This window comes from Peribacillus simplex (assembly GCF_001578185.1).
GTDB classification, from domain to species: Bacteria; Bacillota; Bacilli; order Bacillales; family DSM-1321; genus Peribacillus; species Peribacillus simplex_A.
Genome location: NZ_CP011008.1, coordinates 5,122,256 through 5,134,697 on the forward strand (window position 1 = coordinate 5,122,256; position 12,442 = coordinate 5,134,697).

At 41.3% G+C, this 12,442-nt stretch carries 14 protein-coding genes; 1 reads left to right on the top strand and 13 read right to left on the bottom strand.

The features are described 5' to 3' along the window. Window positions 1-125: 125 nt before the first annotated feature. The 7 genes from UP17_RS23995 to ssb all read right to left on the bottom strand — a co-directional run bounded on the left by UP17_RS23995 (window position 126) and on the right by ssb (window position 6,741). Window positions 126-1,028 (bottom strand): ABC transporter permease, encoded by a 903-nt coding sequence (locus UP17_RS23995; RefSeq protein WP_061465649.1) that lies wholly within the window; start codon window positions 1,026-1,028, stop codon window positions 126-128. Window positions 1,029-1,040: 12 nt separating this feature from the next. Beyond that, complete coding sequence (locus UP17_RS24000) at window positions 1,041-2,045, bottom strand: ABC transporter permease (RefSeq protein ID WP_061465651.1); 1,005 nt, start codon at window positions 2,043-2,045, stop codon at window positions 1,041-1,043. Window positions 2,046-2,160: 115 nt separating this feature from the next. Then, the gene (locus tag UP17_RS24005; protein ID WP_061465653.1) at window positions 2,161-3,777 is read right to left on the bottom strand and encodes an ABC transporter substrate-binding protein; all 1,617 of its coding nucleotides are present in this window, start codon (window positions 3,775-3,777) and stop codon (window positions 2,161-2,163) included. Window positions 3,778-3,823: 46 nt separating this feature from the next. Further along, window positions 3,824-4,792, bottom strand: a complete 969-nt coding sequence (locus UP17_RS24010) for an ABC transporter ATP-binding protein (protein ID WP_061465654.1) — start codon at window positions 4,790-4,792, stop codon at window positions 3,824-3,826. Next, window positions 4,773-5,777, bottom strand: coding sequence for an ABC transporter ATP-binding protein (locus UP17_RS24015; RefSeq protein WP_155727488.1), 1,005 nt, complete (start codon window positions 5,775-5,777; stop codon window positions 4,773-4,775). The genes UP17_RS24010 and UP17_RS24015 overlap by 20 nt, the downstream gene beginning before the upstream one ends. Window positions 5,778-6,016: 239 nt before the next feature. Next, a complete protein-coding gene (locus UP17_RS24020) occupies window positions 6,017-6,286 on the bottom strand; it encodes a hypothetical protein (protein WP_155727490.1) in 270 nt (89 codons plus the stop codon). 92 nt (window positions 6,287-6,378) lie between these two features. Continuing rightward, window positions 6,379-6,741 carry a single-stranded DNA-binding protein gene (gene ssb, locus UP17_RS24025; protein WP_061465657.1) on the bottom strand — a complete coding sequence of 121 codons (363 nt, stop codon included), beginning with the start codon at window positions 6,739-6,741 and terminating at the stop codon, window positions 6,379-6,381. A gap of 369 nt (window positions 6,742-7,110) precedes the next feature. On the opposite strand from ssb, the gene UP17_RS24030 reads away from it, so the two are divergent. Continuing rightward, entirely contained in the window at window positions 7,111-7,545 is a 435-nt protein-coding gene (locus UP17_RS24030) for a YwpF family protein (protein ID WP_061465658.1), read from the top strand. 108 nt (window positions 7,546-7,653) lie between these two features. Here UP17_RS24030 and UP17_RS24035 read toward each other — a convergent pair whose 3' ends face one another. The 6 genes from UP17_RS24035 to UP17_RS24060 all read right to left on the bottom strand — a co-directional run bounded on the left by UP17_RS24035 (window position 7,654) and on the right by UP17_RS24060 (window position 12,224). After that, window positions 7,654-7,935: a hypothetical protein gene (locus tag UP17_RS24035; RefSeq protein ID WP_061465659.1), complete on the bottom strand. Its 282-nt coding sequence runs from the start codon at window positions 7,933-7,935 to the stop codon at window positions 7,654-7,656. 300 nt (window positions 7,936-8,235) lie between these two features. After that, complete coding sequence (gene fabZ / locus UP17_RS24040) at window positions 8,236-8,664, bottom strand: 3-hydroxyacyl-ACP dehydratase FabZ (RefSeq protein WP_061465660.1); 429 nt, start codon at window positions 8,662-8,664, stop codon at window positions 8,236-8,238. Window positions 8,665-8,785: 121 nt separating this feature from the next. After that, window positions 8,786-9,040 carry a DNA-directed RNA polymerase subunit beta gene (locus UP17_RS24045; protein WP_061466309.1) on the bottom strand — a complete coding sequence of 85 codons (255 nt, stop codon included), beginning with the start codon at window positions 9,038-9,040 and terminating at the stop codon, window positions 8,786-8,788. 160 nt (window positions 9,041-9,200) lie between these two features. Beyond that, window positions 9,201-10,049, bottom strand: coding sequence for a flagellar hook-basal body protein (locus tag UP17_RS24050; RefSeq protein WP_061465661.1), 849 nt, complete (start codon window positions 10,047-10,049; stop codon window positions 9,201-9,203). Window positions 10,050-10,104: 55 nt separating this feature from the next. Next, window positions 10,105-10,944, bottom strand: coding sequence for a flagellar hook-basal body protein (locus UP17_RS24055; RefSeq protein ID WP_061465663.1), 840 nt, complete (start codon window positions 10,942-10,944; stop codon window positions 10,105-10,107). A gap of 278 nt (window positions 10,945-11,222) precedes the next feature. Beyond that, on the bottom strand, window positions 11,223-12,224 hold the full coding sequence (locus tag UP17_RS24060; RefSeq protein ID WP_057911932.1) for a rod shape-determining protein: 1,002 nt from the start codon (window positions 12,222-12,224) through the stop codon (window positions 11,223-11,225). Between the last annotated feature and the right edge of the window lie 218 nt (window positions 12,225-12,442).

Genomic DNA, 12,442 nt, shown 5'->3' on the forward strand with positions numbered 1-12,442 from the left:
GAGATAATAGTCACTATTTTCCTATTTAGAACTAGGATATTGTCATTATTTTTCATATATTAATAGATTCACAAGATAATCGACAAAAAGATGGTGATGTTAAAAATAACATCACCCATTTACTTCTAGTTTTTCATTCTTGGATCCAAAGCATCGCGCAGTCCATCACCCATTAAGTTAAAGCCGAGGACAGTTAGCATAATCGCAAGACCAGGAAACAGCACCGTCCATGGTGCCTGAATGATAAATGACCTCGAATCGGCAAGCATTTTACCCCACTCTGGTGCCGGCGGTTGAGCACCGAGACCAAGGAACCCGAGTGCTGCACACTCAATGATGGCGGTGGCAATCGCCAAAGTACCTTGAACGATGATGGGTGCAAGGCTGTTCGGAAGGACGTGGTGAAGTAGAATCCTGCCATCCCCCATTCCTATTGCCTTGGCAGCTGTTACATATTCCTCTTCTTTCACCGTTAAAACTCTCGAACGTAAAAGCCTCCCGAATATCGGGATGTTGACAATGGCAATGGCAATGAGTGCATTGCGAAGAGAAGGCCCCAAAACGGCCACTACGGCAATGGCAAGCAATATACTTGGGAATGCCAGAATGATGTCAAAGACCCTCGATATGATTGTATCTATCCACTTACCGTAATACCCGGCAATGATTCCAAAAAAAGATCCAACCACGACAGACCCTGCCACAGATAAAAAGCCGACTCCTATTGATATGCGCGCGCCATAAATGACCCTGCTCAAAATATCACGGCCAAATTCATCCGTTCCAAACCAGTGTTCCGCAGACGGTGCCAAATGTTTGTCACTTAGCTTTTGCCCCTCAAATGAATAGGGTGCTATAAGCGGCGCGAAGATGGCGATTAAGATGAAAAATAAAACAATCCCCATACCAACAAGGGCTACCTTATTTTTCTTAAAGCTTTTCCATCCTTCCTTCCAGGGAGAGATGACTTTTTCCTCTGTTTCTTTAGGAGGAAGGATTGGCGATGTATTCGTTGCAATTTCAGGCATGAGTTTCCCTCCCTATTTATACTTAATCCTAGGATCGATCGCTGCATACAACAAGTCCACAACAAGATTAATCATGACAAACAAAAAGGCGATGACCAGAATTCCGGACTGTATGACCGGATAATCCCGGGATAGTATTGCATCATAAATATATGTACCGATACCTGGCCACCCAAAAATGTTTTCCGTTAAAATGGCGCCGCCTAAAAGTAATCCTGTCTGCAGACCGATAACCGTCACCACTGGAATTAATGCATTCTTGAAGGAGTGCTTGTAAACGACCCAAAACATTCTCATTCCCTTAGCACGGGCTGTACGGATGAAATCCGACCTCATAACCTCCAGCATGGACGAACGTGTCATCCTTGCAATGATGGCCATCGGAATGGTCGCAAGCGCAATTCCTGGCAAAATGAGATGTTTGATCACTTCAAAAAACTGATCCACCCTGCCAGCAATGAGTGTATCCATCAAATACAAGCCCGTTATGGCCGCAACGGGATCCCTGATATTATCCCGCCCTGTCGTCGGAAGTAAATCCCATTGAATTGAAATGATGTATTGCTCCATTAATCCCAGCCAGAATATAGGCATGGACAACCCAATCAATGCAATCACCATGGCTACATAATCAAACCATGAGTTTTGGAACCATGCTGATATTATCCCTGCATTTACACCAATGACCACTGCGATGATCATGGCGATCAATGCAAGCTCAATAGTGGCCATTAGGTATGGCCCGATTTCTTCGGAAACCGGACTATTCGTTTTTAACGATACACCCAGGTCACCCTTTAACAGGCCAGATAAATAATCCCAAAATTGAATGAACCAAGGTTTATCCAAACCGAGTTCCTTTGTCATTGCCGCAACTGCCTCTTTTGTTGCTTGCTGTCCTAAAATTACTTGTGCTGGATTTCCAGGGATCGCCCGAATCATCATGAATACAATAAATGCCATTCCGAGTAACACTGGAATGAGAGATCCTAAACGTCGTACGGTATAGGAAAACAAAACAATCACCCGCCTTTTAAATAAGGGTCCTTCGAAGCGCCCTCGATCATTTTGAAATGCATTCCATAACAAAACCGGGCAGCATGCATAAATCCATACTCCCCGATTCGTACGGTTAATTCTCTATAGACACGTTAACTAAAGATTGAGAACCGGTTGGATGCGGAACGAATCCTTTTATTGTCTTAGTTCCAGCAAGTTGTGGTAAAGAGTGTACAAGTGGAACCCATGGTGCTTCTTCATGAATGATTTCCTGAGCTTTTCCGTATAACTCATTACGCTTGGCTTCATCAGCAGTGGACTGAGCTTCGATCAATAGCTTATGGACTTCCTCGTTTGCATAACGGGCATAGTTGTTGGAGCCGATATTATCTTTATCCAATAATGTGTAAAGAAAGTTATCCGCATCTCCATTATCGCCTGTCCAGCCTAGCATGAAAGATTGAGCTTCACCAGCCTGCACTTTCTCTAAGTATGCAGCCCATTCATACGAAACGATATTTGCTTCAATGCCTACTTGTTTTAAGCTTGCTTGAATGGCTTCAGCCACTTTTTGACCATCTGGCATATATGGACGTGGTACCGGCATTGCCCAAAGGTCCATTTTGAACCCATCTTCTAGTCCAGCCTTTTTAAGTAATTCCTTAGCTTTTTCTACATCGTAGTCATAGTCTTCAATGTTGTCATTGTAGCCAGAAACAGATGGCGGCATTGGATTCTTGGCAGGCTCTGCTGTGCCTTCGTAAAAGTTATCAATGATTTCTTTTTTGTTGATTAGGTGAGAGATGGCTTGGCGTACCTCCTTTTTGTCGAATGGTGCTTTTTCAACATTGAATGCAAAGTAGCCGACATTCATGGATGGACGTTCGAATATTTGTAGTTTGTCATCCCCTGTTACTTTGCTTATATCACTTGGATTTAACCCGTCCATTAGATCAACTTCACCTTTGATTACAGCATTTAAACGAGCGGAGTTATCTTTAATGACTTTAAACGTGATTCCATCAAGCTTTGGCAGTCCATCTTGCCAATAATCATCATTTTTCACCACTTCAATCGTATCGCCTGGTTTCCATGATTTGAATTTGAATGGACCTGTTCCAGAAGGATTCTTACCGAAATTGTCTGCATCTTTTTCAAAGCCAGTTGGACTTGCTATGGCAAATGTAGGCATCGCAATGTTTTTCAAGAATGGTGCCTGCGGACGATTTAACGTGAATTCCACTGTATTATCATCAATGGCTTTTACCTCTTTGATAACATGACCTTCATCACCTTCAAAGCCGCCAAACATAGAGGCATAGTATGCAAATTTAGCTTCATCCTTACTTTGTGCCCAGCGCTGAAAGTTTTTAACAACTGCTTCTGCATTGAAATCCGAGCCATCATGGAACTTGATGCCGGTTTTCAATTTGAATGTATATGTCTTTGCGTCATCTGAAACTTTCCATGATTCTGCAAGACCTGGCTTTATTTCCGTATTATCTTCCCCGTATTTTACAAGTGTTTCAAAAACCTGCTGTGTGACGATAAATGATTCACCATCCGTTACTATAGCGGGATCTAGTGAAACTGCATCGCCGCCTTTACCGTAAATCAATACGCCCCCTTTTGCTTCATTTGATCCCCCTTTATCATCATCTTTCTCTTTTGATGTAGACGAGGAGCATCCTGCAAGTGCAAGTGAGAGCGCCAGGATAGTAGTCAACAATAAAGCCAATGTCTTCTTCATATTCTTCCCCCTTTATTTTTTTAAAAATTTATGTGTACGTTAAATGTCAATTGTATAAATGACAAGCAACGTAGTGACCGGGTTTATGCTCATGCAAGACAGGTTTTACTGATTTGCACTCTGCCATGGCCTGCGGGCATCTCGTATGGAAGGGACAACCGCTTGGCGGGTTAGATGGGCTTGGAACATCACCCTGCAGGATTACCCTATCCCCTTTGTATTCCACATCCGGGATGGGCACGGCTGATAGTAAAGCCTGCGTATATGGATGAAGCGGATCTTCATAAAGTCCTTCACTTTCCGTCAATTCAACGATATGTCCAAGATACATGACACCGACACGGTCGGAGATATGCCTCACCACTCCAAGATCATGGGCAATGAAAAGGTAAGTCAAATCAAAATCTTCCTGCAAATCCTGCAGGAGGTTCAAAACCTGGGCCTGAATCGACACATCCAGTGCAGATACCGGCTCATCGGCAATGATCAGCTTTGGGTTTACCGCAAGTGCCCTGGCGATGCCAATACGCTGCCGCTGGCCCCCACTGAATTGATGCGGATACCTTTTAGCATGGTAACTGCTTAAGCCAACAACCTTAAGAAGTTCCTGCACACGTGCCTTACGCGCCTTTTTATCTTTAACCCCATGAACGATGAGCGGTTCCTCCAATATTTTTTCAATAGTATGCCTGGGATTGAGGGAAGCGAATGGGTCCTGGAAGACCATCTGCATTTCACGGCGCATCTTTCTCATTTCACGGGAAGATAAAGCCGTCAGGTCCTTTCCTTCGAAATAAACATTCCCTTCACTCGGCTCAAGCAATCGAAGCAATAATCTTCCCGTCGTCGACTTTCCGCAACCGCTTTCACCGACAAGACCTAAGGTTTCCCCTTTATAAATGGAAAAAGACAAACCATCAACTGCCTTGACCTCTCCGATGGTCTTTCCGAGAACCCCTCCTTTGATTGGAAAATGCTTCTTTAGGTTTTCTACCTTAACCAATGTTTGATTCATGCAAGGCAGCTCCTTTCCCATCTTCATACAGCCAGCAGCGAACATGCCTGCCCTCATCAAATTTCAATAGAGACGGGGTCTCATTTATACATTGCTCCATGGCATGGGAGCACCGGGGGGCAAACTGGCACCCGAGGTTGCTTGTCCCAGGTTTTGGCACATTGCCCGGTATCGAGTAAAGGCGATCTTTCTTTATTCGCATATCGGGAATCGACTGAAGTAAACCGACCGTATAAGGATGTTTAGGGTTTTGGAAAATCGTTTGCACATTTCCTTCCTCTATCACCTTGCCGGCATACATGACAATGACACGTTCACACATTTGCGCCACAACGCCAAGATCATGGGTAATCATCATGATTGCCGTGTCTGTTTCTTTATTTAAATTCTTCATTAACTCTAGGATTTGTGCCTGGATCGTCACATCCAAAGCCGTTGTCGGTTCATCGGCTATAAGGAGTTTCGGCTCGCAAATCATGGCCATTGCTATCATGACCCTTTGTCTCATTCCACCCGAAAGCTGATGCGGATATTCTTTGAGCAATTCCTCGGCACGGCCAAGCCCAACCAGCTTCAACATTTCCACCGCTCTATGTCGGGCCTGTTTTTTGTTCCATTTTTTATGTATCCGAAGCGTCTCAACCAACTGCTCTCCAATAGTGAACACAGGATTCAAGCTTGTCATCGGTTCCTGAAATATCATCGCTATGTCATTCCCGCGAATCTTTCTCATTTTCGCTTCAGAGGCATTTGCGATATTCTCCCCTTTAAAGAGGATTTCTCCCTCCACCTTACCAGCAGGTGAAGAAACCAGACCCATGATGGATAAAGAAGTTACGCTTTTTCCGCATCCTGATTCTCCTACAATCCCTAAAACTTCACCAGGATTGACGTGAAAATCGATTGAATTTACGACAGGAATCACCCCATCGTCAGTACGAAAGCTGGTTCGCAGCCCATTCACCTTAATAATTGGTTCTTCCATCAAATCACTTCCTATATATAACTTTTTTCCCATTACATTATTTGGTTTATTATTGCATCAAAATTAAAATTTTACAATATATTTTCTAAAAATTCTAATTTAACAGAATAATTTTTTTATTTTTTATACACTCACATTTTGGCATAAAAAAAGACTGCTTATTTGCAGTCTATGAAAGAGGGGAATCAGAAAACTTGATTCCAAATGAGGGTAAATCGGAGTTTCCAGCGAGGAAAAAGCTATATTTGCTTTGGGGAAGTAAGGGATGAAAATGAACTAATACTACAGTCAAGCTTTAAGGAAGTTTTTTCGTCATCGGAATATTTTATGCTTTGTTCAAGTGCTGAAATTCGTTGCATTAATTTTTCATTATGTTCGTATAAATACTTGTTTTGTGTTTTCAGTTGAGTAAGCATCAAATTAATCTGTACTAATTCATATTCATTATTCGAAGTTTTCACATGGGTCTTCGCCACATGACGGATCAAATCACTTATGAGTTCTTCCATCCGCTTTTTCTCATGCATTGTCTAAAAGCGAGCTTGCTCCTGCCCGGAGGCAAGCTTTATATCCTTTACTCATGCTCGACCTCCACGTAAGACTATAAGCCAATATGTTCAAAATCCTTGGGTTTAATATCGTTTTGTTTAGATGCGATGAATTGAACCCTCTCGGCGACCACTTCAGTAACATATACATTTTTACCCTCTTGATTTTCGTATCTCCTTGTCTGTATTCTGCCTGTGATACCGATTAAGGCACCCTTTTTACAGTACTGAGCAGTATTTTCAGCAGACCTTTTCCATATGATGCACTGTACAAAGTCCGCCTCATATTCACCAACAGTATTACGGAAGTTCCGGTTGACTGCTAACGTTATATTGGAAACAGCCTTGCCGTCTGGTGTATATCTTAATTCGGGATCCTTCGTAAGCCTGCCGACGAGGGTAACTTGGTTAATCATTTTTTCACTCCTTCCTCTTTAATATGCTTTTATCATACTCGTTCTACCTTCGAATAAAAAATGAAGGAAATGGCATTATTCCACCCTTTTCCTTCTTAAAAAACCGTTTGAATTGATGTAAAATCAATTTTTTTCGATTAAAATCAAGTAATAAACGCATTGTTAACAAAATTTAATATTTTGCAAATTTTTATTCTATCCTGCATAATTTAGACAATTGCTGGGTTTTCATTTCATTAAGGGACTATCTTTTAGTATGATATAATTACCTTTAAAAGGATTAATCGACATGAACCATTCCAGATAAAATAAAATTCACGTTTAAGAAGGGGCTTTTATCACTCTTCTGGCAAGAAATGGAGGAATTAGATGAAATCATTTAAATTAATTTCGTTGCAAATTGTTACTGAGAATTTACAATTGATTGATATTGTATTAACAGATGGACTAATAATAAATAAAGAAAACGATGCTAGAACATGGTTACTGGAAGCCTTTGTAGAAGAAAAGCATTTCAAAGAGCTTGAACCCTCACTCCCCAATATAGACGGAGAGGTTTATATCCAGGCCGTCATTACCAAAAAGGACAATGAACCGGCATTGTTTCACACTGTTTTACGCACCATAAGAAAAGTAGGCAACCATTATAGCCTATTATTCCTTGGTCACATCCAAAAAACGCGTAGCAAATATGCTGAACTTCTTCTTGAAGATTTAGTCCAAAAAGGTCTCGTCGGCGATGAATTAATAAATGAGTACAAGCAAAAAATCCGTTCAAAGCCTAAATTAGCTACGAATAAATAACCCCCCCCTTTATTTCCCTAATCGAATATACACAAAAAAGACTGACTTAGACGAATAAGGATGATAATCCTCTTCTTAACTAAGCCAGTCTTTTTCAATCTGTGCTAATTACTTATTGTCGTCGTGTTTCTTGTCAATCAAGTCATTTGCATCATTATTGTCATTGTCATTGTCATTATCATTATCAATCACATCATTATTATCATCATTCATGTCGTTATTATCCGTGCCGTTGTTATCCTTTACACCATTTTTATCCTTATCTATGATGTTGTTATTATCTTCTGGTGCGGGTTTGTTGTCATTATCCTTATCATTCGTTCCACATCCAGCAAGGAACATAATAGATAATAAAGATCCCCCAATTAGTGCAAAAATTCTTTTCTTCATTTTTGGCAACCTCCTTTCCTTCTTTATCATTAGTTATTTTGCCCGAACGAGAAAATAACTTGCGTCCTATTTTTAATTTTAAAAAGGAAATACACTTACCTCATATTTATTGGAATTTAATAATTAAAAAATGCCGGACATATAAAAATGTCCGGCATTCAAAGGGAGAATGGAAAGGGTCTAATTAAAAAAGCCCATGCAGTGCTCTTTAATATATACACCGCTGCACGATTCCTTAAACCACTTTTAAAAATATAGTCATATTAGTCCATTTTCTTTCCCCGAAAATGAATGCACTTCTTATTTGTCACCAAAGGCAAACATGATTTCGGCTTCACATGCTACTTCTCCGTCTACCGTTGCCACTGCTTTCCCTTTACCCATTGACCCTCTCATACGCACTATTTCCACTTCCAGGCGCAGTTGATCACCTGGTTTTACTTGCTTTTTAAAGCGGCAATTATCAATTCCAGCAAAAAATGCAAGCCGTCCTTTATATTCTTCTTGTTTCAAAACCGCTACAGCGCCAACTTGCGCTAAAGCCTCTACAATTAAAACACCAGGCATAACTGGGTAATCCGGAAAATGACCATTAAAGAATTCTTCATTAGCTGAGACATTCTTCAAACCTACCGCTCTTTTCCCTTCATCTATTTCTATGATCCGGTCCACTAATAAGAATGGGTAACGATGCGGAATAATTTCCTTTATTTGTGTGATATCAAGCATTTTTGTTCCTCCTATGATTTAAATATTTCTAACATAACGTTAACTCGCCCCTGCCATAAAGACAGAGGCGTAGTTGCTATGTAATATAAATCCGTTAACGACAGCAACTACCTCAATGGAACTACGCATCCTTGTTCACTATATCAATAATATGGGTCCATGTGGATTTTTGGAAAACATCCATTGCATGTCCTCCACCGATCACACTGTATCCTATAAGTGCCCCGGATAACACAGCAATGAAAATCAATCCGATAACAATGAGTAAACGAAGCCAAATTGGCAAAAGACGGACCTTGATTCTACGATTCGGTTTCGTCTCAACTTCCTTTATCTCTTCTTCAATTTGTTGTCTCATTACACGATTTTGTTCCATATAGAATGTGAAAGCTCCTTTTTCTAAGAAAACTCGCCGACTGATTCCCCCCATACTCCAGAAAATAGGCAGCTATGGACAAACGATTCTCTTTGATATGAATTCATTATAACCGATTTGCTATAATTCCGCAGGGAGACATTTTATTTTCCCCGATAACTTAACGGATTCCATTGATTAATCCGCTCATTTGATCAGCCATCGTTACAGCCCGGGATTGAAATTGATAAGACCGCTGAACATTGATAAGATCCGTCATTTCTTCGGAAAGATCGACATTTGAGGACTCCAGAGTTCCTTGACGGATAGCTATCTGGTTGCGGGAATCCCCTGTTAATGCGGTCATGATATCGTCATCAGTTACACCCAATTCATTGATGTTTTCGGGCAGGCCAAGTAAATTTCCGCCTAGCCGCTCAAGAAATTGCGGCTTCTTTATCGAGACGATGCCGAGCCCAAAACTCTTTTTTCCGTATTCTTCCGTATCGACCGTCAAAAAACCATTTTTCGAAATTTTAATGTCTCTAACATTTCCGTCAATAAGGATCGGGTCACCATTTTCATCAAGCACCTGATGTCCAGCAGAGGTAACGAGCACCATTTGGTCCTGATCATTCGCATTTGGAGATAAATAAAAGGCGCCATCCCTTGTAAGCCTTGTATTAACCCCTTTACCGTCCTGAACGCTTACGGTGAAGAATTGGTCTTCACTAGTGAATGCAGCATCAAGATTACGGTCCGTAGTCTTTAAGGACCCCTGTGAAAGCACCAATTGAGACTGGCTTATCTTAGCACCTGTTCCCTGCCTTATGCCAGGTGCGGTCAACCTTCCTTTTTCCTTGGTCTCACTTGGTTGATTATTGAAACTCTGGGTCAGTAAGTCATTAAAGCTCGTTTGGGTCTTTTTGTAGGCAGTCGAGTCCACATTAGAGATATTATTACTTATTTGATCGATTTTACTTTGAAGCTGGTTCAGCGTATTTGTCGCTGTCATCATGGTACGATTCATGTATATTCCCCTTACATGTCCAAATTTCCAAAGGCGGTTTTCTGCTAATGTTCAATTAAAGCCTGCCAACTTCATTGACCGCTTTATCCAAACTTTTATCATAGGCTTGGAGAACCTTCTGACTCGCTTCAAAAGAGCGGTATGCCGACATCATTTCTGTCATCGTTCTCGATTGGTCGACATTAGAGCCTTCAAGGAACCCTTGCTTAGTAGAAAAACCGACCCCTTCAGACGTGTATGCGCTAGGTAACTTCCCATCATTCACAGCCTTATAAAGGCCTTCCCCATCCTTAATGAGCTGTGATGATGGATCATCTGAATAACCGATGCCGAGACGTGCCGTTTGAACATTCCCTTCTAAAATAACACCGTTTTCCGTTACGGTGAACTGATCGCTATCAAGCTGGATTCGATTATTATTTTCATTCAATACATAATGACCGGCAGGTGAAGTCAGATAACCTTGTCCATCTAGAGTGAAACTGCCGTTGCGCGTATAACGGATGCCACCATCACCATCCTGAACAGTAAAAAACACCGACCCTCGCAGACCGGTTTCTTCATTGATCGGAAGGCTTTCATCGGCCAAGGAAATATCTGTATTAAGCTCGGTTTCCTCCAATGTACCCTGGGTAAATAAAGGATTTGCCTCCTGTACGTAAACCCCAGTACTGAGCCCCCCGACCTGGGATAATTCAGGCAAGTTCAATTTATTCTCCGCAGGAACCGTTTTGCCTTCTATGTTGCTGATAAGCATTTCCGGAAAAGACCTTACACTCATTTGATCTGCTTTATACCCTGTTGTATTCGCATTGGACATATTGTTTGTGAGCAATTCTGTGCGCCTTTGCTGTGTAAGCATCCCGGAAGCAGCTGTATAAAAACCTCTTAACATCCTCTTCACTCCTCATTCTACATAACTTATCCCGTTCAATTTCTCATATTTATCTTATCGGTCATGAACGTCAGTATCTTAAGGAAAGGACTAGCATTAGGCAGAAGAATTTATATGTATCGTAGGCTAGGTCAGATTTAAAGGAATGGTGTTAAATTCTCGACTAAAAGAAGAGGGCCTATTGCTCATCAGTACTAGAACTGCACGCACTTTCACTATGCCTCATGTTTGTCTGAACCTTAGACCCCTATCTTATGATGCAGATTTCCATCCGCTTTTTAGTTGAATTTGTGCCGTGGCAATTTATCCATATTATCAAGCATGATTCCAGTTCCAATCGCTACACAATCCATCGGGTGTTCGGCAACGAGTACTGGGACCTTAAGCTCTTCAGCGAGGAGTAAATCAATCCCGTGAAGCAACGCTCCCCCGCCTGTTAAAATGACGCCGCGATCGATGATATCAGCAGAAAGTTCAGGCGGTGTCCGCTCAAGTACGCTTTTTGCAGCTTGTACAATGATTGAAACCTGCTCACGAAGAGCTTCCTCAATTTCTTCCGAATTGACCGAAATGGTTCTAGGTAATCCTGATACCATATCTCGTCCACGAATATCGATGACTTCATTACGGGAACCAGGGAAGACTGTTGCAACCTGAATTTTAATGTTTTCCGCTGTACGTTCACCAATCAGAAGCTTATACTTCCGCTTGATATAATGTAAAATTTCATTATCGAATTTGTCACCGGCCATTTTAATGGAAGAAGATGTAACGATATCCCCCATTGAAAGGACGGCAATATCCGTTGTACCCCCGCCAATGTCCACGACCATATTGCCGCTAGGTTGAAAAATATCCATGCCGGCACCGATTGCAGCCACTTTTGGTTCTTCTTCAAGGAATACTTTCTTCCCTCCGCTTTTTTCAGCAGCTTCTTTAATCGCCTTTTGTTCGACACTTGTTATGTTCGTCGGGCAGCAGATCAAAATTCTAGGCTTTGAAAGGAAGCCTTTCACATTCAATGTATTGATAAAATGCTTAAGCATCGATTCTGTTACATCAAAATCCGCAATGACCCCGTCTTTTAATGGACGAATTGCGATGATGTTTCCTGGAGTACGGCCTACCATTTTACGAGCTTCTTCCCCGACAGCAAGAACACGGTTCGTATTCTTATCAATCGCTACTACCGAAGGCTCATTTAACACAATTCCTTTACCTTTGACATGTATAAGAACATTGGCTGTTCCAAGATCTATCCCAATATCTCTAGCAAACATTTCTTAAATCCTCCTTGAATATCCTCACATATAACCTACTTCTGTCCTAATTGTTTATTTTACCATATTGCATTGGCACAAGTAAGTATGAATTATAAATAAACACTAATACTGACTATTTTTACCTCTTTTTCCAATATGTAAAAAAATCCGATGCCTTATGTACTATCTTCGGTCTTTCCCCACAAAAAAATTCCGGCAAGGAACCGCAGTCAAGG

What these genes read in the sequence shown, in the direction of transcription:
- UP17_RS23995 (WP_061465649.1), bottom strand. Translation starts at nt 1,028, where the DNA reads ATGCCTGAAATTGCAACGAATACATCGCCAATCCTTCCTCCTAAAGAA.
- UP17_RS24005 (WP_061465653.1), bottom strand. Translation starts at nt 3,777, where the DNA reads ATGAAGAAGACATTGGCTTTATTGTTGACTACTATCCTGGCGCTCTCA.
- UP17_RS24010 (WP_061465654.1), bottom strand. Translation starts at nt 4,792, where the DNA reads ATGAATCAAACATTGGTTAAGGTAGAAAACCTAAAGAAGCATTTTCCA.
- UP17_RS24015 (WP_155727488.1), bottom strand. Translation starts at nt 5,777, where the DNA reads ATGGAAGAACCAATTATTAAGGTGAATGGGCTGCGAACCAGCTTTCGT.
- UP17_RS24020 (WP_155727490.1), bottom strand. Translation starts at nt 6,286, where the DNA reads ATGGAAGAACTCATAAGTGATTTGATCCGTCATGTGGCGAAGACCCAT.
- ssb (WP_061465657.1), bottom strand. Translation starts at nt 6,741, where the DNA reads ATGATTAACCAAGTTACCCTCGTCGGCAGGCTTACGAAGGATCCCGAA.
- UP17_RS24030 (WP_061465658.1), top strand. Translation starts at nt 7,111, where the DNA reads ATGAAATCATTTAAATTAATTTCGTTGCAAATTGTTACTGAGAATTTA.
- UP17_RS24035 (WP_061465659.1), bottom strand. Translation starts at nt 7,935, where the DNA reads ATGAAGAAAAGAATTTTTGCACTAATTGGGGGATCTTTATTATCTATT.
- fabZ (WP_061465660.1), bottom strand. Translation starts at nt 8,664, where the DNA reads ATGCTTGATATCACACAAATAAAGGAAATTATTCCGCATCGTTACCCA.
- UP17_RS24045 (WP_061466309.1), bottom strand. Translation starts at nt 9,040, where the DNA reads ATGGAACAAAATCGTGTAATGAGACAACAAATTGAAGAAGAGATAAAG.
- UP17_RS24050 (WP_061465661.1), bottom strand. Translation starts at nt 10,049, where the DNA reads ATGAATCGTACCATGATGACAGCGACAAATACGCTGAACCAGCTTCAA.
- UP17_RS24055 (WP_061465663.1), bottom strand. Translation starts at nt 10,944, where the DNA reads ATGTTAAGAGGTTTTTATACAGCTGCTTCCGGGATGCTTACACAGCAA.
- UP17_RS24060 (WP_057911932.1), bottom strand. Translation starts at nt 12,224, where the DNA reads ATGTTTGCTAGAGATATTGGGATAGATCTTGGAACAGCCAATGTTCTT.